At 41.2% G+C, this 25,218-nt stretch carries 23 protein-coding genes and 1 other annotated feature; of the genes, 5 read left to right on the forward strand and 18 right to left on the reverse strand.

Going from position 1 to position 25,218, the window contains the following annotated elements:
• Positions 1 to 248: 248 nt before the first annotated feature.
• The 4 genes from cysC to MKY24_RS13655 are packed head-to-tail and all read right to left on the reverse strand — an operon-like array spanning position 249 to position 3,233.
• On the reverse strand, positions 249 to 851 hold the full coding sequence (gene cysC / locus MKY24_RS13640) for an adenylyl-sulfate kinase (protein ID WP_068938777.1): 603 nt from the start codon (positions 849 to 851) through the stop codon (positions 249 to 251).
• Between the two features lie 60 nt (positions 852 to 911).
• Complete coding sequence (locus MKY24_RS13645; protein ID WP_023988855.1) at positions 912 to 1,811, reverse strand: TIGR02452 family protein; 900 nt, start codon at positions 1,809 to 1,811, stop codon at positions 912 to 914.
• A gap of 5 nt (positions 1,812 to 1,816) precedes the next feature.
• Positions 1,817 to 2,299, reverse strand: a complete 483-nt coding sequence (locus tag MKY24_RS13650; RefSeq protein ID WP_023988856.1) for an NADAR family protein — start codon at positions 2,297 to 2,299, stop codon at positions 1,817 to 1,819.
• Positions 2,300 to 2,327: 28 nt separating this feature from the next.
• On the reverse strand, positions 2,328 to 3,233 hold the full coding sequence (locus tag MKY24_RS13655; protein ID WP_053325541.1) for an NUDIX domain-containing protein: 906 nt from the start codon (positions 3,231 to 3,233) through the stop codon (positions 2,328 to 2,330).
• Between the two features lie 403 nt (positions 3,234 to 3,636).
• Between MKY24_RS13655 and MKY24_RS13660 the strand changes: the two genes are divergently transcribed.
• On the forward strand, positions 3,637 to 3,828 hold the full coding sequence (locus MKY24_RS13660) for a hypothetical protein (protein ID WP_233903721.1): 192 nt from the start codon (positions 3,637 to 3,639) through the stop codon (positions 3,826 to 3,828).
• 110 nt (positions 3,829 to 3,938) lie between these two features.
• Here the strand turns inward: MKY24_RS13660 and MKY24_RS13665 are convergent, their stop codons facing one another.
• On the reverse strand, positions 3,939 to 4,997 hold the full coding sequence (locus MKY24_RS13665) for a DUF1835 domain-containing protein (protein WP_028541639.1): 1,059 nt from the start codon (positions 4,995 to 4,997) through the stop codon (positions 3,939 to 3,941).
• A gap of 135 nt (positions 4,998 to 5,132) precedes the next feature.
• Between MKY24_RS13665 and glsA the strand changes: the two genes are divergently transcribed.
• A complete protein-coding gene (glsA, locus tag MKY24_RS13670; RefSeq protein ID WP_339200196.1) occupies positions 5,133 to 6,071 on the forward strand; it encodes a glutaminase A in 939 nt (312 codons plus the stop codon).
• A gap of 73 nt (positions 6,072 to 6,144) precedes the next feature.
• Here glsA and MKY24_RS13675 read toward each other — a convergent pair whose 3' ends face one another.
• Positions 6,145 to 7,011 carry a VOC family protein gene (locus MKY24_RS13675; RefSeq protein ID WP_339200197.1) on the reverse strand — a complete coding sequence of 289 codons (867 nt, stop codon included), beginning with the start codon at positions 7,009 to 7,011 and terminating at the stop codon, positions 6,145 to 6,147.
• 49 nt (positions 7,012 to 7,060) lie between these two features.
• Entirely contained in the window at positions 7,061 to 7,474 is a 414-nt protein-coding gene (locus MKY24_RS13680; protein ID WP_013310427.1) for a DoxX family protein, read from the reverse strand.
• Positions 7,475 to 7,743: 269 nt separating this feature from the next.
• Here MKY24_RS13680 and MKY24_RS13685 point away from each other — a divergent pair, with 269 nt between their 5' ends.
• Together MKY24_RS13685 and MKY24_RS13690 are read left to right on the forward strand one after the other, a co-directional pair.
• Positions 7,744 to 8,283, forward strand: a complete 540-nt coding sequence (locus tag MKY24_RS13685; RefSeq protein ID WP_023988862.1) for a cupin domain-containing protein — start codon at positions 7,744 to 7,746, stop codon at positions 8,281 to 8,283.
• Between the two features lie 146 nt (positions 8,284 to 8,429).
• Positions 8,430 to 11,399 carry a Tn3 family transposase gene (locus MKY24_RS13690; RefSeq protein ID WP_339200198.1) on the forward strand — a complete coding sequence of 990 codons (2,970 nt, stop codon included), beginning with the start codon at positions 8,430 to 8,432 and terminating at the stop codon, positions 11,397 to 11,399.
• A gap of 246 nt (positions 11,400 to 11,645) precedes the next feature.
• Here the strand turns inward: MKY24_RS13690 and MKY24_RS13695 are convergent, their stop codons facing one another.
• The 6 genes from MKY24_RS13695 to MKY24_RS13720 all read right to left on the reverse strand — a co-directional run bounded on the left by MKY24_RS13695 (position 11,646) and on the right by MKY24_RS13720 (position 17,321).
• Positions 11,646 to 12,470, reverse strand: a complete 825-nt coding sequence (locus MKY24_RS13695; RefSeq protein WP_339200199.1) for a hypothetical protein — start codon at positions 12,468 to 12,470, stop codon at positions 11,646 to 11,648.
• 69 nt (positions 12,471 to 12,539) lie between these two features.
• Positions 12,540 to 12,792: a binding site (T-box leader), on the reverse strand.
• 830 nt (positions 12,793 to 13,622) lie between these two features.
• The gene (locus MKY24_RS13700) at positions 13,623 to 13,997 is read right to left on the reverse strand and encodes a nuclear transport factor 2 family protein (RefSeq protein WP_023988865.1); all 375 of its coding nucleotides are present in this window, start codon (positions 13,995 to 13,997) and stop codon (positions 13,623 to 13,625) included.
• Positions 13,998 to 14,098: 101 nt separating this feature from the next.
• Positions 14,099 to 14,734, reverse strand: coding sequence for an NAD(P)H-binding protein (locus MKY24_RS13705; RefSeq protein ID WP_071558682.1), 636 nt, complete (start codon positions 14,732 to 14,734; stop codon positions 14,099 to 14,101).
• A gap of 221 nt (positions 14,735 to 14,955) precedes the next feature.
• Positions 14,956 to 15,699 carry an SDR family oxidoreductase gene (locus MKY24_RS13710; protein ID WP_023988867.1) on the reverse strand — a complete coding sequence of 248 codons (744 nt, stop codon included), beginning with the start codon at positions 15,697 to 15,699 and terminating at the stop codon, positions 14,956 to 14,958.
• 44 nt (positions 15,700 to 15,743) lie between these two features.
• The gene (locus MKY24_RS13715) at positions 15,744 to 16,772 is read right to left on the reverse strand and encodes an NADH:flavin oxidoreductase/NADH oxidase (protein WP_023988868.1); all 1,029 of its coding nucleotides are present in this window, start codon (positions 16,770 to 16,772) and stop codon (positions 15,744 to 15,746) included.
• A 126-nt stretch (positions 16,773 to 16,898) separates the two neighbouring features.
• Complete coding sequence (locus MKY24_RS13720; RefSeq protein ID WP_023988869.1) at positions 16,899 to 17,321, reverse strand: MarR family winged helix-turn-helix transcriptional regulator; 423 nt, start codon at positions 17,319 to 17,321, stop codon at positions 16,899 to 16,901.
• 333 nt (positions 17,322 to 17,654) lie between these two features.
• Between MKY24_RS13720 and MKY24_RS13725 the strand changes: the two genes are divergently transcribed.
• Positions 17,655 to 18,218, forward strand: coding sequence for a recombinase family protein (locus MKY24_RS13725; protein WP_034095184.1), 564 nt, complete (start codon positions 17,655 to 17,657; stop codon positions 18,216 to 18,218).
• Positions 18,219 to 18,430: 212 nt separating this feature from the next.
• Here the strand turns inward: MKY24_RS13725 and MKY24_RS13730 are convergent, their stop codons facing one another.
• The 5 genes from MKY24_RS13730 to MKY24_RS13750 all read right to left on the reverse strand — a co-directional run bounded on the left by MKY24_RS13730 (position 18,431) and on the right by MKY24_RS13750 (position 25,150).
• Positions 18,431 to 18,850: a hypothetical protein gene (locus MKY24_RS13730; protein WP_279833902.1), complete on the reverse strand. Its 420-nt coding sequence runs from the start codon at positions 18,848 to 18,850 to the stop codon at positions 18,431 to 18,433.
• Positions 18,851 to 19,043: 193 nt separating this feature from the next.
• Positions 19,044 to 20,165, reverse strand: coding sequence for a phosphodiester glycosidase family protein (locus tag MKY24_RS13735; RefSeq protein WP_250271482.1), 1,122 nt, complete (start codon positions 20,163 to 20,165; stop codon positions 19,044 to 19,046).
• Positions 20,166 to 20,386: 221 nt separating this feature from the next.
• Entirely contained in the window at positions 20,387 to 21,853 is a 1,467-nt protein-coding gene (locus MKY24_RS13740; RefSeq protein ID WP_023988873.1) for a potassium/proton antiporter, read from the reverse strand.
• A 198-nt stretch (positions 21,854 to 22,051) separates the two neighbouring features.
• Complete coding sequence (fumC, locus tag MKY24_RS13745) at positions 22,052 to 23,440, reverse strand: class II fumarate hydratase (protein ID WP_339200201.1); 1,389 nt, start codon at positions 23,438 to 23,440, stop codon at positions 22,052 to 22,054.
• A 165-nt stretch (positions 23,441 to 23,605) separates the two neighbouring features.
• The gene (locus MKY24_RS13750; RefSeq protein ID WP_339200202.1) at positions 23,606 to 25,150 is read right to left on the reverse strand and encodes a 2-isopropylmalate synthase; all 1,545 of its coding nucleotides are present in this window, start codon (positions 25,148 to 25,150) and stop codon (positions 23,606 to 23,608) included.
• Positions 25,151 to 25,218: the final 68 nt, after the last annotated feature.

Raw genomic sequence — 25,218 nt, forward strand, 5'->3', positions numbered from 1 at the left:
TTCACTATAAATTGTGCACAAACAAAAATCAATACTTTTTTATAATTATTATAATCTAGGATTTAGAATTAGTTTAAAATCATAAACAAAAAAGCAAGCCCCATAAGGCTTGCCGTATATGCAGTATTGTATTTATTTACTAATAGGTATGCTTCAATTTTCACGTTCTGTAATGATTACTTAGATCGCTTCTCGAAGTTTTGCCATGGAGGCTTTCAGACAATATTCATCTAGAATTCATCATAAAATCATAAAAGCAGCTGCTTCCTATCAAGAAAATCCAAGATGTCCTGAACCGACTGAATTACCTCCCGACCTTCAGTCGATACGATTAAATCCGGTTCCAGCGGTACTTCATAGGGAGCATCAATCCCCGTAAAATGATGAATTTCTCCGGCACGTGCTTTCTTGTACATTCCTTTTGGATCGCGTCGCTCACATTCCTCCAAGCTGCACTGTATATAAATCTCATAGCAACCTTCCTGCTGTAAAATGTCCTTTACCATTTCACGATCTTCACGATAAGGGGAAATGGTGGCGCAAATCGTTAGAACACCCGCATGTGCCATTAGCTTTGCAACTTCAGCAATACGGCGGATATTTTCTTTACGGTCAGCGGGCAGGAAACCTAGATTCCGATTTAAACCGTGCCGAACATTATCCCCATCCAAAATAAACGTGTGTATGCCTCGTGCGTATAACGCTTTTTCAAGTGTGGAGGATACCGTTGATTTTCCCGAACCAGACAGGCCAGTAAACCAAAGCACCGGACTTTTATGTCCATTCAAAAGCTGACGCGCTTGCTTATCAACATCGGACACATGCCAGGTTATATTCGAAGATGGATTCATTCAGCACCTTCCTTTTTCATGAGATATTATAGTAAACAGTTTTTATGCACAGCTCAAGCTTCAGGATAGAGCATTTTTAAAGCTGTTTAAAGTACGCTGCTCTGCTTTATGATCCAACACTGCAAAAACAATCCGGTCAAACAACAAGCCATATCCTTCATCTACAAGTACTTGCTTGAACCAGAGGGCAACCTCTTCCGGCTTATTGCGGAATACTCCGCAACCATAGGCTCCCAGCACAAGATGTTCTACGCCGTTTTGCTTAGCCATTCCAAGAATGTAACGAATCCGCTCCAGCATCACTTCACCAATCCGATTCACCTGCTCTGGTTCCCGTTCTCGCACAACTCCAGCATTTACAGCAGGTGCGGTCAGGAAATCGACTTGATACGGCTTCTCCAACAATGTCCCCTGATCATCCCGAAATACCGGAACTTCAGGCGAATAAATCATATAATCTGAATAAAAACAGCTCCGCAGCTTCCGATTATGTCCATACATCTCTTCCATTTGTGAAATGCAAGGATACAACGCTGACGAACGAGCCAAGCTTTCTTCTTGAGCCTGGCTACCTCCGAGAAATCCACCTCCCGGGTTTTTGGCTGATGCAAAATTCAAACACGCCACGTGGGCCAGCTTCTCCTCTACCTGGAGTCTGTATGCCGCCTGTAACGTGCTTTCTCCCGTAATTTCCAATTTTGCAATGATCGTCTGTTCGTCTATACGGGAAGAAGGCCCCAATATACTTTTTATTCTTTGCTCTGCCTCTTGTTTTACAGCTACCAGCTGAGAAGGTGTATATAACTTCGAGCCTGTGACCGCATTTCCTATCTCTTTTGTCATATTTACTTGAACCAGTTTGATATTCGTATAATTCCCATGTTCCAAAATGGATAGTGTTTCCTGCGCCATATGCGATCGGGCATCCCGGTTGCTCCGGGAATTCATTGTATTTTTCATGATGACTATTCCTCCTTTTGCAATACATCCTCACGTAAATTTGTCAATATTTCTCCTAGCCAGTTCGTGCCACGCCATAGCTTGCGGTTCCGTATACGAGCATCGCTCTCAGCTAAGCCTACACCCCAAATGGTGTCGGTCGGACTAGCCTCAACCAGAGTGGTTCCTTTCGTTTTAAGCAGGTGCTTGAGCAAATTCGGATTTTGTGTAAACTTGGCGTAATTACCGTCATATACAAATTGCCGGCAATTGGCCTCCCACAAGGATTGGTCAAATCCGCGCACACTGCGGCCCCGGGCTTTTTGCTCCCTTGGGGTAGGGGCTTGCATAATTTTCAAGGCCGCCTCTTCATCCCCAAAAAGCTGTGCTTTTTTCAACATCATATATTGCTCGGCACAGTTAAACTCCAATCCATCCACGACAAAATCAGAAGGATACCATTGCGAAAATGGCGAATGACTGCGATAAAAAAATGTAAACTTTTCCATGAAGATTCCTCATTTCATATTCCTTATGCTACATAAAACGCGACCGAGGCTTAAATCGGTATAACTTGGACGGACGATGTCCAGCCGCCTTTCTATACTCATTGGTTTCTTCCACGAGATCAGCTATTTTGCGACGAAAAGCTGCGGCCAACAGCTCCTTACCTAGAATAATTTCATACACCTGCTGAAGCTCACTCAGTGTAAATAGAGCTGGCATCAGGTGAAACGCGATATCTGTGTATTCTATTTTGCTGCGCAGACGCTCTATACCGTACGCAATAATTTTGGCATGATCAAAAGCAATTCCTTGTGACTCCAGCACCTCTCGCTTGATTTCAATGGTTCTTCCCTTAAGAATTTCAGTTATTTTTACTTTGGCTGATAGATGGATGTCCCCATGCTTCAATGTGATATCAATGTCTTGTTCCCATGTGTAACCTTCCGGCTGCTTCGTCCGCGTCTCCTGAGCTACGCTGTAATCCAGCTCAAACCATTGGGCATCAGCGGCATCATCCCCCGCCTGTACCTCCAAGGAATCGTGGTCCACCAATGCCATGTAAGCGCAGCTAATTACCCGCATACGAGGATCACGTGCCACATCTCCCCAAGTATATAGCTGCTCCATATAAATCTGATCCACATTCGTTTCCGTTTTAAGCTCGCGTCGTGCAGCCTCTTCCAGACTTTCATCTATACCTACAAAACCACCCGGCAACGCCCATTGCCCTATATAGGGATGCTCCCCTCTTTGGATCAAAAGAAGCTGAAGGGTCTTCTCCGGCAGCTTCCGGTAATTTTGTTGGAGCTGATCCATTACCGTAAATAGCAGCATATCTACCGTTACGGATGGGCGCTCATATTCATTCGCATCATACAGGGCCAAGAACTCCTCTTCCGTCAAGCCACTGTGATTATGTTTCGATCCATCTGTCACTTGCGTCACCTACCTGTTCATATATGAGTCATTTGTCGCTTTTGATTCAAAAGTGACGAATGCTTTATGTAATTTTTAATTTGAATAAGTTGATAAAAACAAAATGTTAATATCAATACAATAATATATAAAAAGCGCTTCGTCAATAGGGTGTATAGACCTATTTTTCATCGTTTGATAGTACTATTAGACTGTTTACTGAATTTTACTTGTTGCTTATTGTCATATCATGTATGATGTTTTGGTCAATATAGGAAATACAACATACTAAACACGTAGGGAGAAGATCTAATTGACTAACCAGTTTAACCCGCAAAACATTCAGCAAGGAGCACCATCCAGGCCAGCCCCTGTTTACCCGCCTCCTGTATCATTCAAGGAGTGGATGATCAGTTTACTTTTGATGGCTATACCGGTAGTTGGACTTATTATGCTGTTTGTGTGGGCATTTAGCGGCTCGACTAATCCGAGCAAAGCTAACTATGCTAAAGCAGGCCTTCTTTGGGCCGCTATTGTAATCGTGATCTATATCATTATGGCTGTTGCTCTGTTGCCTGCTATCATAAGTTCATTGAATTCAAGCAGCTACTATTGATTCCAAGTACATAGCAAAATAACCTTCTGATGAATCAACCTGATACATCAGAAGGTCTTTAAACTAAACTGCCGATCCCATCGGCAGTTTTTATTTGATCACTTTTTGCTTTACTCCTTTATTCTCACAGCATAACGATTCATCATTCCCGGCATCCCCTGAAAATCAAGTTTGCCATGGGCGATCAAATATTGAATCCGGTATTCCAAAAAAGTATCGCTTCTTGGCTGCGACCACTGCGTTAAAGCTTGACCTATTATTTTTCCGGTGTTCACAAATCCCAGATTATCCGCTAACTGTATCTTGCTAATCATATCCAGCAAGGCCTGATCCAAATAATCCTCCGGCACATGGACAATACGGTCATTGTCCCATAATCTCAGGACACTATCTTGCTCGCTAAGCTCCAACCACTCCCGTTCGTATCGACGTCGGTCTTCCATACACACCACATAAAGTTCATCTTCACTTCGCTTAATGAACCGTTCGATTTCTTTCGAATGCACCACGCCCATGGATAAAGGGAATGGACTCTCATTATATAAATGATCATCCGGCTCCCGCTCCAATGTATCCGTGACATTAATGACCCGAATAGGTGTAGCTCTTTTGCGCAAGAGATATAATACAAAGCGTAATCCGACCTGCTCGTCAGCATTAGAGCCACACCAAATCGTGATCGACTTCTCATCTGGAATTTCACTTAGGGTAACCATCATCTGTTCAATACGGTGCTCCCAATTGGCGTAATGGAAAAACTCATAATGCATCATCCGTTCAGCCAACCAGCCGTGACGGTTTTCTTGTCCTTCTAATGTTTCCAGCCTCCACAATGGTCCTATGGAAAACTGATCATTAAAAGACAGCACGATACTCTCAAGCCGCAATCCTGCACCCGAAAGTCCTCCCTTCATCGAGCCTGCGGCAGACTGAGAAAACAATAGATGCACATGCCTCTCCCGGGTGCGCTCATGCTCCAGACGCTCATTTCGGCTCGTTTCCACATCATTTGCCCACTGCTCTAATATAGGATTAGCCCATTCAGGATTTTTGTCTGATAAGGCTGCAACCTGCTCCAGTACACTATGTACAAAACCTCTAAGTCTTCGACCCTTAATAACCTCATCGTAGTCTTCATCAAAATTCGGTTCATTATGAGATAACAACAAGTCACTGCCTCCTTTTATCTAATTCAATTCAAACTTGTCTTTCGACCAGAAATATCTTTAGAATAGGCGTATAGCTATCACTTCTTACTCTACAATAAAATACCACAGATTGCTTACTTGACTGGAGGAAAAGAAATGACATCGGAGTGGCAGAGATTACAGACCAAACTGCCGGAATGGGTAGAACAAAGCCGTCATGAGTATATTCATGGCAAGGTAGCAGCATATATTCCCGAACTGTCCAAAGCACCAGCCGACGCGCTGGGTGTTGTTGTAATGAACGGTGCGGGTGAAACCGTAGTGGCCGGGGATACGGAAATCCAATTTACGATGCAAAGTATCTCAAAGGTATTTACGCTCATTCTGGCCTTGATGGATAATGGAGAGGACGTTGTCTTCTCTAAGGTGGGTATGGAGCCTACCGGAGACCGTTTTAATTCCATGCTAAAGCTAGAACTAGTTGAGCCGGGCATTCCGTTTAACCCACTGATTAACGCCGGAGCAATCGCAGTCTCCTCTCTGATTCGCGGGAACAGTCCAGAAGAGAGATTTGCCCGTGTTCTCCAATTTTTCCGTCTGCTTACCCACAATGACACATTGGAATATGATCAGGATGTCTACGATTCAGAATCAGCTACAGGCCATTTGAACCGTTCCCTTGCTTATTTTCTAATGGAAAAAGGAATTTTAAGAGGTCATGTGGAGGATGTGCTTGAAGTTTATTTCAGACATTGTGCTGTCAAATTGAACTGTGCTGATTTAGCTCGTATGGGACTTGTATTAGCTTACAATGGTCGAGATCCAGTGACAGGTATACCGCTGATTCCCCGCCGCTATGTACAGATCGCCAAAACATTTATGACGACATGTGGCATGTATGACGCCTCAGGGGAATTCGCCATTCAAGTCGGACTACCTGCCAAAAGCGGCGTATCAGGCAGTATTATGACGATGGTACCCGGACGATATGGCATTGGACTGGTTGGACCTTCTCTGAACCGTATGGGCAACAGTACAGCTGGTGTACACTTGCTGGAGAAGATGTCTCGGGATTTGGACTGGAGCTTGTTCTAAGTATACGAAAAAAGGGTATTCCCAGCCTTTACGGCTTAATAGGAATACCCTTTTTTGTTACGTGCCTTCTTTGTTACGAGATTTGACCGTTAATCAGTTTAATTTGAATGCGGAACGGATCAGCTACATACTTGGCGCCCTCGCGTTCTTGCACTCCATAGCCTGCTGCCTCTAAACGAGCGACAATGGCATCCAGTTCCTTCTGATCTGGTACGATCAATTCAAAATAATCCAATCCGGCAGCGTGCTCTGGAGCTGGTGGTGCTCCTTCACCTGCCCATATATTCAAGCCCATATGGTGGTGGTAACCACCTGCGGAAACGAACAAGGCTGAAGAGCCATACCGGCACGTAATGTCAAAGCCAAGCACATCGCAATAAAATTGCTGTGCTTTGAGCAAATTAGACACATGGAAGTGGACGTGCCCGATTACCGTTCCCTGCGGTAGTCCCTGCCAAGGTAGATTTTCGGAAATCGCAACCAAGTCTTCTGCATCCACGGGATCTGTTCCCATCATGTAAAATCCATTTGCATCCTTTTTCCACTGATCACGGGGACGATCTGCATAGATTTCGATTCCGTTATTATCAGGGTCATGGATATATAGAGCTTCACTTACATCATGGTCTCCCTGTCCGATTTCAATCTCATGAGCCAGCAGATTATGTAAAGACAGGCCCAGAGCTACACGGTTTGGGAGAAGAATAGCAAAGTGATATAACCCGGCAGCAGATTGACGCGGCAGAATAACTGCATTTTTAATATAGTTAAGGATCAGTAGCGCATGCTTCCCATCGACAGTCAATTCAGCGGTATCCGCCGTTTGACGCAGCAGCTGAAAGCCAACGACCTCTGTATAAAATTGAATAGAACGCGCCAAGTTACTAACCTTTAATGAAACCTGCCCGATTTTGGTGTTGTCATGAATATGTGCTGTCATGAGATTTCCCTCTTTCTACATGGATTGGAGGACTAAAGCTAATCAAAAATTATTGTTTGGTTGACTCACGACGGCTGAACAAAGAATCCAGAGACAATCGAGTCGTTGGAGCAAATACCAGATGAAGAGCTACCAGAATAAAAGCAATATCCAGCTCATAGCCAGCGCCTTGACCATTCCCCATCAACCCGCCGGACAATTTTGCTGTAAAAATGGCGCCGATCAAAACAATAACCAAAAGCCCAGATACATAGCGAGTGAGCAATCCAAGAATCAATGCAATCCCACCGACCAACTCAATCACCGCAACGACATAACCTAAAAATCCTGGAACGCCAATGCTGGAAAACCAGCCTGCTACATTACCCAACCCCATTTGGAATTTAGCAATTCCGTGTGCCAAAAACAAAATTCCCAGCGCCACCCGCATAATTGTAGAAATGTTTTTGCTTGCTGAACTCATGTTTATCTCTCCATTCTGTTTGTTTATTACACTCATACAAGTGCATATGAATAATTAATTTATATTACTAATAATTTGGTTAAAAAAATAATACTGTCTGAATCTCTGCCGCACCACATTAGTGTGAATCAAACTCGAATTATTAGTAATAGAAATAATTATTTTGTAGTGTGAATTTATCATAAGAAACTGTAGTCTGTCAACAAATTATTTGGTATGATAAATAATAAATTAGTATACATTATATTCCCTTAAAGGAGGAACGCTCTATGGGTATAGGATGCAACATACGCGCCGCTCGTAAACGTAAAAATTTATCCATCCAGCAAATATGTGAACGAACCGGACTATCGCAAGGGTTTATGAGTCAAGTAGAAAATAATAAAACCTCCCCTTCCATCGCAACACTGGACAGTATCGCAAATGCGCTTAAGGTTCCCCTTGCTTTTCTGCTTCTTAAAGAAGAGGAACGGATGCAAGTGATTCGTAAGGACGAGCGTCGTAAAACGTTATATGGTAAAAACAACCTCCAGGTCGATCATTTGGGGGGGCAAGGAAACGTTAAAATGATGCTGGTGGACATGCCGCCAGGCTCATCTACAGAAGAGGAGCATGCTCATGCGGGGGATGAGATTCATTTTATCTTGGAGGGCACGGTATACGTGGAGCAAGGCGAGGATTCAGCTACTTTGGAAGCAGGAGATTCCTTTAGCTGGAGGGCAGCTATCCCCCATTATGCCAAAAACGTGGGTGAAAACAACGCCCGTATCCTGATTTCCGTATTTCTCGAAGCAGAAAATGACGCCTAATAGGCTTGATCACAGGGTTCTTGTCATAGACCGCAAAGTAGATATTAATATGTAAAATATATAGGCCGAATAAGGCTTTTTAATGTTTATTTTTACCTAAACTAACAGTATAGGTAAAAATATTACATATATAGGGAGAGACAGACATGAAGAGGAGTTGGACAGAAGACGAGCTGTTAGAACATTTTATTTTGGTTAACATCGAGCGTAAATTAATCGGTAACAAAACTGGTGCGAGCCGTCTTGGTTTTACGGTGTTATTAAAGTATTTTCAGCATGAGGCTAGATTCCCAACCAAAAGAAGTGACATACCAAGGCCTGTTGTTGAGTATATTGCAAAGCAACTCGAGCTGTCTCCTGATCTATTCGACCAATATCGTTGGGGAGCTGAAGAAAGGAATTACACCTACCATAGAAAGCAAATTCGAGACTTCTTCGGTTTTCAGGAACTTACCCGTAAAGATAATGAACGTTTAGAACAATGGTTAGTAGAACAGGTTCCATTTACACATGATACAGACTATTTAAAAAACCAAGCATATAGTCTTTTTCGCAAGTGGAAAGTTGAACCACCTTCTGCCGGGAGATTGAACCGAATAATTGATTCTGCTATTGATACCTTTGAAAAGGGTTTCTACCAAGAAACCTATCAGCAATTATCTTCTAAGACATGCGCTCGATTAGATTCTTTATTAGACTCCCATGATAAGGGGGAATCTGATGAAGAGGAAAGGGACATTTTAGCTTTTCGGCACCTACTTTCTTCCCCTCGTAAACCAAGTGTCAATACAATGGAGATGGAAGTTAAGAAATTATTGGCTATTCGACACCTTCAAATTCCAGATGGTTTATTTCATCATTTGACTCCAAAATTAATAAAGAAATATCGGCTTCGTGCAGCTACTGAGACAGTAACAGAATTGCGTGCACACCCAATGCCTATTCGCTACACCTTACTTGCTATTTTATTTTGGCATCGCCAAGCTGAAATCATCGATTATTTAGCTGATTTGTTAGATGAAATCACGCTTAAGTTTGGAAATAAAGCAAAGAATACAACCCGTAATGAAACAGTGGCAGAGTTAGAAAAAGTACAGGGGAAAAATAAACACATTCTCAACTTATTAAAAGCAACAGTTGATCATCCAGATGGAATCATTCAAGATACTTTATATCCAATCGTAAGCTCTTCCACCATTCGGGATATTATTAAAGACATGACAAGAAACAACCGAGAATACAAAGAAAAAATTTATATAAAGATGCACTCTTCCTATCGAGGGCACTATAGGAGAGCTCTCTGTGATATCCTAAAAAACCTTACGTTTAAGTCTAATAATCTATCCCATCAACCTATCATTGAAGCTCTTCAACTTATTCAAGAATACAGTGAAAGTGGTCAGCGTTTTTTTGCAGTTGGGGACGAAGTTCCTATTGAAGGAGTCATTCAGCCTAAGTGGAAGGATATCATTATTGAGGAAGATAGCAAGGGGATAGAGAGAGTTAACCGAATTAATTATGAGATTGCTGTTTTACAATCCCTTCGCACGCGATTTCGGTGTAAGGAAATCTGGATTGAGGGCGCTGACCGATATCGAAATCCTGATGAAGACCTGCCCCAAGATTTTGAAGAACACAAAGAAGAATATTTCCAAGCGCTAAAAGCGCCACTCGATGTAGAGCCTTTTATTTCGGACATTATACAACTGATGAAAGATAAGCTCTATTTACTGAACCAAGGCTTTGAAGATAAGAGCAACGATAAAGTTGCGATTACCAGCAGAAATAACAAGGGATGGATTCGTGTTACCCCGCTAGAAAAGCAGCCCGAACCTCCACATTTGTCTATGATTAAACAGGAGATCAGAAACCGTTGGTCCAATATCAACCTCTTAGATTTATTAAAAGAAACAGACTTTCATACTGGATTCACCAAGCACTTTAAAACTACAGCGGACCGGTCTATTTTAGATGAGGAAACGATTCAACGTCGGCTACTTCTCAGTCTATTTGGATTGGGAACAAATACAGGTTTAAAAGCTGTCTCTGCTGGAAATAACCAAGATAGCTATCGTGAACTTCAGTATATCCGTAATAAATTTATTCATAAAGATCACTTGCGAAAAGCCAATGCAGAGGTTACCAAGCAAATCATTTACCATCGAATAAAAGAGGTGTGGGGGGAAGCTACTACCGCCTGCGCTTCCGATTCAAAACATTTTGGATCGTGGGATCAAAACCTTCTTACTGAATGGCATCCTCGTTATAAAAGACATGGAGTCATGATATATTGGCATACAGATCGCAAGTCAGCATGTATCTATTCTCAGCTTAAAACTTGTCTTTCCTCCGAAGTTGCAGCCATGATGGAGGGTGTTCTTCGTCATTGTACAGACATGGAAATAGACCGAAATTATGTAGACACGCATGGACAAAGTGTCGTTGCTTTTGCCTTTTGTCATTTGCTTGATTTTAAGCTGATGCCACGCTTCAAAAATATTGGCTCTCAAAAATTATATCGTCCTGAAGCCGGAATGAATGAGGAATATCCTCACTTACAACCTGTATTAAGTAGGCCCATTAACTGGGATCTCATCCGTCAACAGTATGAGCAAATCATTAAGTTTGCGACTGCTTTACGGTTAGGAACTGCATCAGCAGAAGCTATTTTAAAGCGATTTACGAGAGATACGAAGCACCCGACTTACCAAGCTTTATGTGAGTTAGGGAAAGCGATAAAAACCATTTTCTTATGTGATTATCTGCATTTTGAGGAAGTTCGTAGAGAAATCCATGAAGGACTAAATACCGTTGAACATTGGAATTCTGTTAACAATTACATTTTTTATGGAAAGAATAGCGAAATTCGGTTCAATTCTCTAGAAGACCAAGAAGTATCTGCATTATCGCTCCAATTGCTTCAAAACTGCTTAGTTTATATCAATACTTTAATGGTTCAAGAGATTCTCTATAATAACAATCAGTATTGGTTAAAGAGGATGACTCCCGAAGACTTTAGAGGATTAACACCTTTATTTTATAACCATGTGAATCCATATGGGACATTTAAATTAAATATGAATAAGAGAATTCCAATCAATCTAAAAATTTCATAAAAGTGTTGCTTTGAAATAAAGTTTGATCAAAAACACCTCACAAACTCGTATTTTTTACGGTAAATAATAAGAATCCACTTTGAAAAAAAGATTGATCAAAATGGATTCTTATTCTACAGATTTAAGTTTCGGTTTTATAAAAAAGTTTGATCATTTTCTACCTTTGATACTCCACAATCGCGCCCTATAATGGAATAACTAAGATGCTTATATTAGCTGGTATAGTTCTATAAGAACAGTAAAAATTTAAACCTGAAGAGCTTTTTGTAATGATTTTTTCATTGCTTCTACAAAATTCTGACGTGTCTCTTCAGATAATTCTAATAAGGAAAGATAGGGATTTAAATCTTCTAATTCGACTAATAAAAGCTCCCCTTGTTCGCTTCGACAGGCATCAACTCGTTGAATCCCCCAGTCAAGATTATTCCAGTCGATGAAACGTTTAGCAAAAGCTAAATCTTCTTCCGTAGGTACATACTCTTTCAATTCCCATCTTTTATCTTTATCCGGTGCATAAAGAGCATACTGAAATTCTTTGTTGATAAAATAAAATGAGACTTCATATTCAAAATTGATAAATGGTTGTACCAATGTATTTTTCGATTCTGAATTAACTTTTTCACTCAATTCATCTTTCGTAACAAATTCCATCCCGATAGAATCTGCTCCATCTTTCGGCTTTACGATATACGTGTCTACATTAGGGAGTTTATTTAGGGAATCAAGCGTATCAATCGTTGGAATAACAGGAAAATGAGCATTTGTTAGTTCTATTAAATATTCTTTTCCGTTCATATCAGCCTTCCCATCAAACGAATTATATGTGTTTAAATGTTTAGAAACAATTCGGTTGCGGAACGCTTCATATTTGTCTTTAAAATTTGCGACTGGACCTGCATTTCGGAAAACAATTAAATCAGCATGATCTTCAAATGCTTCGATATCGTCAGGATGACAGATGACCAAATTAAAGGCTTCTCTAAGTTTAGAAGTAAGAAATAAATCCTCTTCATAATAGTTTCTTCCTTTTGCTTCATAATATAAATCTGTTACAAATAGTAGCGTCTTCATTACGCCTTCACCTGCTTTTCTTAAATTCTTATTGTAAAAAAAACATCCTAAAAAAAAAATCCCGTCTCAGTAAGAGACGAGATTGAAACTCGCGGTACCACTCTTGTTTAATAAAATGTTTGAATAACACTTTATTACCCTTTACAAACGTACAATCATACGTTGTCCCTTGTAACGGTGGATACCGATAAAGCTTACTAAACATTCGGCTTTACTTCTCAGAGATGATTTTCGGTTATTATCTGAACACTGGTTTTCAGCAAAACACCAGCTCTCTTTGGAACAGAAACAATAACGTGCTCTTTCTCTTCATAGAATTTAAATAAAATTAGATTAATTAGCATTATTATATATTAATTCGAAAATAAAACAAATGGTTATTTAAGGAAGTTAATTGGATTTCTTTATACAATTATTTGCTTCTACACTTTAATTTAAATATCCAATTCCCTTTAAAAGTTTTGCTCCACAATCTGGCCCTTTAACGGAACAACTATGTTGTCACTCAACAGTTCCTTAATTCACCTTTTAATTCAGATGTACTTTTCAATTCACTAAAAAACACCCCTTAGATAATCTTATCCAAAGGGGTAAAGCATCGTAACTTTTTTGCAAACGGTATAACTTTCATTAAAACGGTACATCTTTTTTATAAACGGTACTTTGTTTCAAATCTACACCTGTTTTTTAAATTATAAGATATTCTAAAACCTTTGAATACCGTAAATTTCCTTCTTTTAGTTCAATAAAAAGAAAAAAGAGGATTATCTCACCATCCCCTCTTGTATATCAGGCTTTTTTATTTCTGGACCCTTTATGAAAACTCTTACATTTATAAAGGCTAATAGACCGAAAGTTCCGAATGTTACCACGTTTAAAGTTACCCGTAATTTTTAGCTAACACTAACTAGACAAGCCAATAATCATCTAAATGGTGACATCAATAAAATTAAGCTTTGTACTGTCGTAGGAATAGTAGTTATACGTAATCTTCTTCTTGTCTAGGATTCGCATTACATTGGTTTTGTCCTGCTTTTTTACCCATAATTATCACCGATCTGACTGTTTAAAAGGTTTTAATTCCTGTCTCAAAAACAGTGGACAGTCCTCTATTTTTGAGACAGGCTTATGATTCTATTTGGAAATTACTTTTTACGAATGCAGATGGAATAACTTCGAAATAATGATCCATTCACCGTCTAGTTTAAGTAATTGCTGAAAATCAGTGTATGATTCGCCATATGCATCATTCTCTAAACTTATACGAACAGAAGCAATCGTTCCTTCAACATCTAGAATATCAACCCTTGATTTAAGATCCATTGCAGGACCAGCTTTATCCATAAAGTCCCATAAGTTTTGAATAGGTCCTCCTAGAAAGCCATCAGTTGTATTGTAACCGTACATAGTTGCATCTTTATGAAAAGCTTGCTTTGCTACTTCTTTGTTCCCTGAAATAAGACCTTCTATATACTTATTCACCACTTTAATAATCTCATCGTAATCTTTTATTGCTGTTTTGCTCATTTTTCCTAAATCCCCCTTAAGTTATAAATAGTCCGTTTAACGATAATAAAGTTTTCTAACCCAGGCTCGTTTTATTTAATTAGCACATATAAAAGCTATTCTTATAAATTCCGCAAAGCATCTGATATAGGAGTTTTACCATCGCTCATTGTGATGACTTTTTCGATGGTATTAGGGTCTTGCAAACTCTGAACTAACGTATCCACTACATTTTCTATAGAATTTTCACCAGGATAATCAATATTGACATCTATTTTTCCAGATCCAGGCTCCTCTTTTAAAACACCAGGCTGTAATATTGTATAGTCTAGCTTGGTATTATTAATTAGCCAATGATCAGCAAAATGTTTAGCAATATTATAATTTGTTAAATCTTTTAGAAAAGACTGATTCCACTTGTCTTGATTTAGGGCAAAAACTGAACTAAGCATGATAAATCTTTTTATTTTCTTGTGCTCAGCAGCGCGCATCACTTTAACAGCACCATTTAAGTCAATCTTCAATAAATCTTTTCCTTTAGAACCAGCTACAAAGAAAATAGCTTCTGCATCATACATATTCTCAGCTATTGCTTCAGGGCTCGCTAATAAATCTATATGAACATAGCGAACATTGTTCGAACTGCTTGTGAGGTTATCCCTTCTAGTTCCTGCGTAAACAAAATGTCCGTTCTCAACTAGTTTATCAACAAGATGTGAACCTACTCGACCATTAGCTCCTACTACTAATACCTTCATGAAAAAACCTCCCCAAAAATGAATTTAAATGAGTATTTATCTTATAGTGATAAAAATGATATTAACATGGTCTGACCATATTGATATTATTTTACTCTATTCAATTTAAAACAAACTATAAGTGTAAAAACTTATTGTCTAATTCTTATAGACAAAATCAAGTGGGGTAAATTACCTCTCTTTTCTTTCGTAATCAGAAGTCTTTCTTTCAAATTACCTCATTACCATTCCTGTGCTGTAGGTGTGACAATCACATCATTAATCATGACGTTCGCAGGCTTATTAACCACAAATCCAATTGTTTCAGCTACATAGTCTACGTCAATAGCTACCTTATTTAATTCTCCCAGTACAGATTTTACATCTTCATCTGTCACTGTATCCTGCCAATTAGTTGCAATGACACCTGGTGAGACTAAAACAGCTTGAATATTATGTTTGACCGATACCTCTTTACGTAGACTTTCGGTAATTGCTCTTACTGCATACTTCGTAGAACTATACACACCATGACCTTCACCAATCGCATGACCGGCAATAGAACCTACATTAATGATTTGTCCACTTCCTTGTTTCTTCATATGAGGTAGGACCGCAGCTACTCCATACAGCACACCTTTTACGTTAAGGTCAATCATCGTTTCCCATTCGTCTACATGAGCGTTATCCCACATGGAGAACAACATCATCCCTGCACTGTTAATTAACGTATCAACTCTTCCGAATTTATCTACTGTAAAGTCTACGAGAGATTGAACGTCTTCTTTGACGGTAACATCTGTCACCTTGTAAGAAGCCTTCCCCCCTTCTTTATTGATTCGCTCTGCTAGATTTTTTAGTTTCTCTTCATTTCTGGCAGCTAGAACGACAGAAGCTCCATTCTTCGCAAGATGAATCGCTGTTGCTTCTCCAATCCCACTTGAAGATCCTGTAATAATGACTACTTTGTCTTGAATATATGACATCTTTTATACTCCTCCTTTAGGTTTTTATCTTTTGTCATTTCAACTTATCTTCTAAAACCATCTGCGTACTGTGTAGGCACAGTCGTTTCTTTTTTTAATGTAGCTGCAGCTTCTAATGCCCAATGAGGATTTCGTAACATTCCTCGTCCAACAGCTACAAGGTCTGCCTCCTCATTTCCGATAACAGCGTTTGCCAATGCAGGGGCATCCAATCTTCCAACTGCAATGACCGGAACATTGAGAGCTTTTTTAATTTCTCGAGCTAGTGGTACTTGATAAGCAGCATGCGTACCAGGTTTTCCCCAAGCAGCAATAGGACCTTCACCACCTGAAGAGATGTCAAAGATATCTACTCCTGCTTTTTGATATTCTTTTGTAAACTCTATACTTTGGTTAATTCCATATCCACCTTCTACATATTCTTTAGCAGATATACGCATCATTAACGGCATATCTTCTGGTATCTCAGCTTTGGCTGCTTCAATAATTTCTCGGCCAAACTTAGTTAGATCCTTTCCATACTCATCATTTCTTTTATTTGTTAAAGGAGAGTGGAATTGATGAATTAAATATCCATGAGCACCATGGATTTCAATTGTGTCAAATCCTGCTTTTACTGCGCGCTGTACGGCCTTGCGAAACTTTTCTACCATTTCTTTCACTTCATCTGTTGAAAGAGCTCTAGGTGTTTTTGAATTTTCATCAAATGGAATAGCAGAAGGTGCAACTGGCACAGCAGCATCTTCTGCTTTACGTCCAGCGTGAGCGATTTGAATACCAACTTTTGCTCCATAACGGTGGCAAGCTTCTACAATTCTTGCTAAAGCAGGGATTTGCTCGTCTGACCATAATCCTAAGTCAAAGTCTGAAATACGGCCATCAGGCTCAACATCTGTCATTTCAATCATAATAAATCCAGCTCCACCGATCGCTCTATTTACATAGTGCAGGTAATGCCAATCCGTAGCGATCCCATCTTTATTTTCAACCGAATATTGACACATTGGAGACATCACAATACGGTTTTTTAACTCCAATCCTTTTATCTTATAAGGACTAAATAAATGTTCCATGATAAAAAACTCCTTTTTATTTAAATTAAATGCATGACACATGCATATAATTTAACGCTAAATTTTCTCCATGTCAAGTCAAAGTACTCCATCTGAAAAATGAGTACTTTGACTGATTAGGAATTTTTATAACTCTTCTATTAACTGTTTCATTAATCCTTCAACATTAACCGTAGAGAGATATGATTTTAGTATTTCTCGGAAAGAAACTAAACTTCTTTGTAGTTTCTTCTCACCTAAGTCAGTTAGGCGAGTATAGGAACCTCTACGGTCATCTGTACAAACATGCTTTTCTAATGCACCACAGCTGTTCGCTTCCATATTACCTACTAGCCTAGAAAGCGCACTCTGACTTAAACCGATCATCTCTTGCAATTGCTGTAATCTGAGCTTTTTGTCTGGTGCTTTGGAAAGGTAGTAGAGTACGTAGAATTCTTTTAAAGATAAGCTGTACTCCGCTTGCAGGACATTCTCCAATTCTTTCTTTATTTTATTTTGTATAGAGTCTATGGTTAACCAATGATCCATAAAATCATGATTAGTATTCATGATATTCCACCTATTCTACATTATATTATTGCGTTCTAATCAGAATATATGCACAAACTGGTACGATATCTAAACCATGTTACATAATAATTCTTTAACATATAATTTTACCAAAGTGAAGTGCAAACAGTCAAATTTCTACTACTGAATGTTAGGTACCTGAATGTTAGGTACCTAAATGGGTATCCAAAAGAAAACAACCTATGTGTAAAATATCCAATTTAACCACCAAGTGTTATTCAATTATCTGGCCCTTTTCTTGAATAACTAACGTGTTTGAGAGGTCATTTAATCACCTTCAAGCACATACGACATCTCTTTTTTTACAACTACATTACCAAAAACCATGCCCGCGTTTCCACGATTGATCAGAACCTAGACAGACAACTTAGCATGCTAAAGGAATATGGCTGCGAAAAGATAATTGATGAAAAATTCACTGGTACAGTGAAAGACCGTCAAGGTCTGCAGAATTTAATGAATGTGATTAGGGCAAATGATATTGTTGTAGTAGAGAGTATTTCACGTCTGGGTCGTAAAACGCTCGATATTTTAAGTATCATTCAAGAATTTGAAGATATAGGAGTACAATTTGTCTCCTTAAAAGAGAATATGGACACACGAACATCAACAGGAAAGGCTATGTTTCAAATGATGTGTGTGATTGCTGAATTGGAACGGAATCTCATCGCTGAACGAGTAAAAGAAGGATTGGAAGCAAGTAAGAAGCGTGGGAAAAAGCTTGGAAGACCGAAAGTCGACAAGGATAAAATAGCCTTGGCCCTACGAATGTATGACAGTAAGGAATACTCTGTAAAAGAAATTATAGAAGGCACTGGTATTTCACAAGGTTCTTTATACAGAGCTATTCAGAAGCGGACCCTAGAAACAACATAAGGAGCATACACTTTGCTCCTGTTTTCTCATATCATCTCTCCACTTATCTGCTACTTTGCGGTCTATGACAGCAACCCTGTGACTAGGCCTAATAGATACTTAAGCAAGCATGAAGCAACAAAAGTACAAATTCCATCTAAAAAAGCGCGTACCGGGAAGTATCTTTACTTCAACGATACGCGCTTTTTAAATTTTCCTTACTATTGCTGCTCTTAACTTATTCCATCGCCTGCTGGGGCATCTGTACGCGATTCCCACGGCAGCTTGAAGGTTTTCATAATTTGTTTGGTATTAGCCGGGAGTCCAGTTACGGGATCACCCGTAGTACCCAGCAGTTCTTCTTTATTTAGCGTGGTAATCCGTCCATAATAAGTAGTGCTGCTGTCTCCCCATCCTGTAGTAAACTCGTAGATCAGCGGCTTATTTAGCTTCGGATAAGTTCCCCACTGATTTTTGGCTTTATTCACCATAAAACGCTCCAGCGGATCGTATTCCATTGTAAATGTTTTATCAAAGGGAGCACCCACATACCCTTGATAGGTGACAACTGGAAAACCGTCCTTCACTTCAACCAGATTCAGCACACCCCCACCTACTGTAAAATAGCGCAATGCTTCGCCTTGAGGGAACATATAGACACTGGATAGAAGCTCAGTGTTAGGATTATGTGCTTCTATATAAGGATGGACAGTGCTGCTGTCTAAACGGATTAGCGCTTCGCGTGCTGTCGCCAGATCTCCCTCGTATATTTCTTCTTTTAATTTACCATGAATCTCTGGCTGGTCATCAGTCTCCGTTCACTTAATGAACTTATTCATTCCTAATCTATCTCTTTTTGGCTGCGTCAATGTCTCCAGGATTCAGACCTTCCCATATGTTCGGGATACTAACAGTCTCTGGATGCTCAAATACGAGAAACGCAGTCGGCAAATACCGCTCTCCGTATTCAGAAGAAGGCTTGTTCACAATGGCATTATCCTTGACTAGCACCGTTGAAGAACCTCCATCCAGATTAGCACCGATAACCGCTCCGTGTTTAAGCAAAATATTTTGCATATCATACAAGTTGGCACCAATACTGTACCCAGGCTGACGACCGTCGATGGTCACGAATATAATGGCCCCGTCTGCTCTTTGCCCCATTGCGGTACGAGGAGCAATTCCCCACCCCTCGCTTGCATTGCGAATCAGACCTTTCCCATTCACGATTAGGCGTGGTTGAAAAGTAACCGCTTCTTGCACATTCATTTTGGACAACTCGGACAACGAATAGTGACCAGCTATCATTTTTCCCTGCTTATCAATACCTACGATTTGAACAGAGGCATTTTTACCCATATCATTGTAGTATATCTCACCCTGGGAAATGACAACGCCAATCGGTTTAAAACCATTCCCATTCCAGTTGGGGTCGGCAAAGCCACCGCCATTTACACCAGCAACAGCTCCTAAACGCTCGACCATACTAGATACCCTTTCTCCCCGGCCGACCTTGGCAGGAACCCCGAGCCGGATTTTAGTGGGGTCATGCACTGTCATAACATAGCCATGATAGTTACGGCCCGATACCTCTTCCACTTCAACCAGCGGCGTTTGTTGTACTTTGGTCGGTATCAGATCAGGTAGATTGATTGTATGTCTGTCCTTCTCCTCACCCATCGCTTCAAAACGGGCCGAATATTCAGCCACACGTTTTTTCGCCTCTGCTTCACCGATAAAGTACTTCGCCCAGTGACGATGTTGGGTCGTGATCAGCGTATCGGCAGCCAAATAGCGCATGTCCTTGCCAGATGACGTTAGGAACAACCACGCACCACCCCCTATTCCTGCTAACAGGAATACAATAAAAAGTCGCAGTATAAAGCGACCGAATTTTCCTTTTCGTTTCTTTTTTCTATTTTTCTGCCTGCGAGCTGCTGCACGCTGTGGCAAGACTTCCGGTTTCATTCATCATCTCTCCTGTTATTGGTGACTTCTATCTTATTCATCACTATTGCCCATCAAATGATCCGTAACGATAGGCAGCGACATCTAACGACAATATCATAAACTAATTTTGTAGAATGATAGTGTCAATTTTTTAACAGATTCATCCACTCTGAAAAAAATACAGGAAAAAGTCCTCCACATGAATGTGAAGGACTGTAATTAAGAGTACCCTACGCTTTTTACGGAGCAGCCTCTGGTTCGAGTAGCATGAACAGTTCTTTCATCTGCTGACGCTTGAGTTTGGGACTAAGCACATACAATGTATCGCCAGGTTCAATCACCGTCGTGCCTCTCGGGGCAATAATTTGCTCGTTCCGAATTATGGCTGTGAATAAAATATCTTCAGGCAACTGTATATCCTGAATCGCTTTGCCCGCTATCGACATCCCTTTTTGTACCTGAATGTGGTTGATTTCCGAAGTGGTTTTCCCCAGAGAAACTAATTCCAGCAATGAAGGAGACGATGTTTCGTTAGGGTCCATCAAGCCAAGCTTCACCGCTAGCCACGAAATAGTTGTACCTTGAATGATCGCAGAGGTGAGCACGACGAAAAATACAACATTAAAAAACAAGGGTCCTACATCCATCTCATCCAGTAAAGGATAGGTTGCTAGTACAATAGGTACCGCCCCCCGCAGTCCTGCCCAGGATAACAGGGTCTTCTCGCGCACAGAGTACCTGGAAAAAAGCAAGCTTAGGAACACGCCTATTGGACGAGCCACGAGCATGAGGATGAAGGAGAGCGCCAAGCTTTGCCACGCAATGCCCAGCAATTGATCAGGAAAGACCAATAGGCCGAGCAGGACAAACATCATAATCTGCACCATCCAGGCGAAACCATTGTTAAAATGAATAATGGATCGCTTGTAGGTCAAGTCGGAATTTCCCAAGACAATGGCCATGACATATACCGCCAGCAATCCGCTTGCCTCCAGTAACGATGCCGCCGCATACGTCAAGACTGCAAATGCCAGCGCCATTACAGGATACAAACCGGATGAATCAAAATTCATTTTATTAATCGCATATACACCTATACGTCCAAGTACAAAACCAACGACTAAACCAAAACCCATTTCCCATAAAAACAACAAGATATGTATCCAAATGGATTGCTCAGGGTGATGTATCAGCTCAATCAATGTTACCGTGAGAAATACAGCCATCGGGTCATTACTGCCGGATTCCGCTTCGAGCGTCGAGGTAATTCGTTTTTTGATGTTTTTACCTCCTAGAACGGAAAACACGGCTGCCGCATCCGTCGATCCGACAATAGCGCCAAACAGCATGGATTCCATCCAGCTTACGCCTAAAATAAACTTGGCGCATACGCCAATGACTACGGTCGTAATGATGACCCCTAACGTTGATAATGATAACGCAGGTCGAATAACTGGCTTAACGTCTGCAAACTTTGTCTGCATCCCGCCTTCAAACAAGATTACAATGAGCGCGAGAATGCCCACCAGCTGTGTGATAAAGGCATTATCAAAATAAATAAACTGACTAAGCACCATACCTACGGCAATAAACAAAACAAGCGCAGGCATACCGAAACGGCTGGAAAATTTGGTAGTCAGCACACCGACCAGCAGCAAGCTGGACAGCAAAAGCACAATCAAATTTATAAGGGTTGTCTGTTCCATACGCTTCTCCTATCTTGAAAATGGATGTTCAATTTTTCGCCTTCTATCTATATACCCTCAAATCACACAGAATACTAATCTTAAGTAAAAAAATATATGAGAAAACAAAAAATCCAGCTCATGGTCTGTGCTAAATCGCACTCGATGAGCTGGTTTGTATATTTTTTATAAGGCTTAAGCAGAGACAATCGTCGTGCTTTAGGCTTTAGGATGAATCATATGCGCAGGTACTACATATTGATCGAACTGTTCTTCAGTCAACAGTCCGCTGCGGAGTGCCGCTTCTTTTAAAGACAGTCCTTCTGCATGTGCAAGTTTGGCGATTTTAGCGGCATTTTCATATCCGATATGTGGATTCAATGCCGTCACCAGCATCAGCGAATTATTCAAATTGTGCTCAATTTTAGCAAGATCAGGCTCGATGCCGATCGCACAGTTGTCATTAAAAGCAATCATGGAATCGGCCAACAGATGAACAGACTGCAAAAAATTGTATATGATTACTGGCTTAAACACGTTCAGTTCAAAATTACCCTGACTCGCAGCAAAGCCGATAGCTGCATCATTACCCATTACTTGCGTAACGACCATCGTCAGTGCTTCGCTCTGGGTCGGATTTACCTTACCGGGCATGATGGAGCTACCTGGCTCGTTAGTAGGAATCGTGATTTCACCCAAGCCGCTACGCGGACCACTTGCCAGCCAGCGAACATCATTGGCGATTTTCATCAAATCGGCAGCGAGCGCTTTGACTGCTCCATGTACGGCTACCACTTCATCGTGGCTGGTCAATGCATGAAATTTATTGGGTGCGGAAGTGAAGGTTTTACCAGTGAAACTGGAAATTTCCGCAGAGGTTCGGGAGCCAAACTCTGGATGAGCATTAATTCCTGTCCCCACCGCTGTACCGCCAATCGCCAGCTCCTTCATGTATTGAACCGTGTCGATGATAATTCGCTTGCTCTTGTCCAGCATGGCATACCAGCCGCTTATTTCCTGGCCCAGCGTAAGCGGTGTCGCATCTTGTAAATGGGTTCGTCCAATTTTTATAATATCCTTGAATTGCTCTGACTTCTGTTGAAAAGTCTCTTTCAGCTTATCGATGGCAGGCAACAAACGATCCTCCACTGCAATGACACCCGCTACATGAAGCGCTGTAGGAAACGTATCGTTTGAGCTTTGCGACATGTTCACATCGTCATTGGGATGCAGCTTCGTATCTTTTCCCTGCTCTTGTAACCATTGGCTTCCCAGATGAGCAATCACTTCATTCACATTCATATTGGACTGCGTACCGCTCCCTGTCTGCCATACAACCAATGGGAAATGGTCATCAACTCGCCCTGCGAGAATTTCGTCTGCTGCATAAATAATGGCATCCTGCTTCTCCTGTGATAGCTTACCCAGCTTATAGTTACTGATCGCCGCGCTCTTTTTAAGCACCGCGAACGCCTGTATGACCTCTAATGGCATTTTCTCCGAACCAATCGGGAAATTTTCCTTACTGCGCTGTGTTTGCGCTCCCCACAGACGGTCTGCCGGTACTTTGATTTCGCCCAACGTATCCTTTTCGATGCGGTAGTTCAACTCATTTCCTCCTCTTGGCCTATGTAATTCAGACAAAATATGGTGATCTCTCTTGCCTATTATACATTAAATTTCAAATGTTATCATTTATTTTGCAAGCGCTTTTTTACGATGAGGCCAGAGGAGGCAAAAGGAGATTTCGGCTACTATCCTGGGTCACTAAGTTCAGCTAATGGTGATATTTCTTTTGCCATGGACTTCTTTTCTACTCAGTAGCTTGTTCAGCGCATCGATGTAAGCTTTGGCGCTAGCTTCCAAAATATCAGTACTTGTGCCTCTTCCCAGTGCTGTGTACTCACCTTGCCTCAAAATGGCGTGTACTTCCCCCAACGCATCTTTGCCATATGTTACAGATTGGATCGAATAATCCTCCAACTCCACCTCTTCACCACTGGCCTTGTCTATAGCATGGAAAATCGCATCTACAGAACCGTTACCCATTGCTACTTCATCAATTGCTGTCCCATCTTGTTTACTCAACCGAATGGATGCGACTGGAACCGACTGATTGCCATAGGACACCTGAATGGAATCCAGTGTGTACATTTGAGGCGAGGCATTGCGGCTTTCATCCATCAGGACGAGCAAGTCTTCATCCAACACCTGTTTTTTCTTATCCGTCAAGGCCTTGAATTTGCGGAACGCCTCTTGCAGCTGTTCCTCCGTCAAAGCTTCAAACCCCATGTCCGCCAGTTTTTCTTTAAATGCATGTCTACCCGAGTGCTTGCCCAATACAAGTTTACTTGTCTTCAGACCAATACGCTCAGGGGACACGATCTCATACGTTGTACGCTCTTTAAGCATTCCGTCCTGATGTATACCAGACTCGTGCGCAAACGCATTGGCTCCAACAATGGCCTTGTTTCCCGGTACCGACATCCCCGTACGTTTGCTCACCAGGCGACTGGTGGCATACAGCTCCTCCAAAACCAGACTCGTTTGTGCACCATAGAGCTCGGTTCTAGTGTCAAGGGCCAGTGCAACTTCCTCGATAGGTGTATTTCCGGCTCGCTCACCGATGCCATTGATGGTACCTTCAAATTGGTCTACACCATTACGGATGGCCGCCAGCGTGTTAGCTGTTGCCATACCAAGATCATCATGACAATGTGTGCTAAGTTGTATTTTTTCGATACCGGGCACTTGTTGTTTTACAATTCTAAACATTTCACCGAACTGGTCCGGCGAGGCATATCCCACCGTATCCGGTAAATTGACGACTGTCGCTCCAGCACGAATCGCCATATCCACGACCTCACAAATAAAGTCCAGCTCGGTACGACTGGCGTCCTCTGCTGAAAATTCTACCTTGCTGAAATACTTGCGTCCATAACGAATGGCAGCTGCAGCGGTCTCTAATACTTTCGCTTTATCCATTCGCAGCTTATGTTGGCGGTGAATGGGCGAGGTAGCCAGGAACAAATGAAGACAGGCATCCTCAGCTCCTTGTAGCGCCTCTCTGACTGCATCAATATCCTGTTCCTTCGAGCGTGCAAAACCAACCAGTGTTGCTTGGGTAACCTGTTTGGCAATCTCCTGCATGCTGATAATCTCACCAGGCGAGGTTGCTGGAAAGCCAGTCTCAATCCGATCTACGCCTAACTTTTGCAGCTGAAGAGCAATTTCCACCTTTTCTGTGCTGGTTAAGCTAACTCCTGGTGATTGCTCTCCATCTCTTAACGTTGTGTCCAACACCCATATTTTACGCATACAGATACCACCTTTTGATTGATTTTAGGAGATGTTCGAGTAGAAGGCTTAAAATCCGTTTTATCATT

It is taken from the genome of Paenibacillus sp. FSL P2-0322 (genome assembly GCF_037975315.1).
GTDB lineage: Bacteria > Bacillota > Bacilli > Paenibacillales > Paenibacillaceae > Paenibacillus > Paenibacillus polymyxa_B.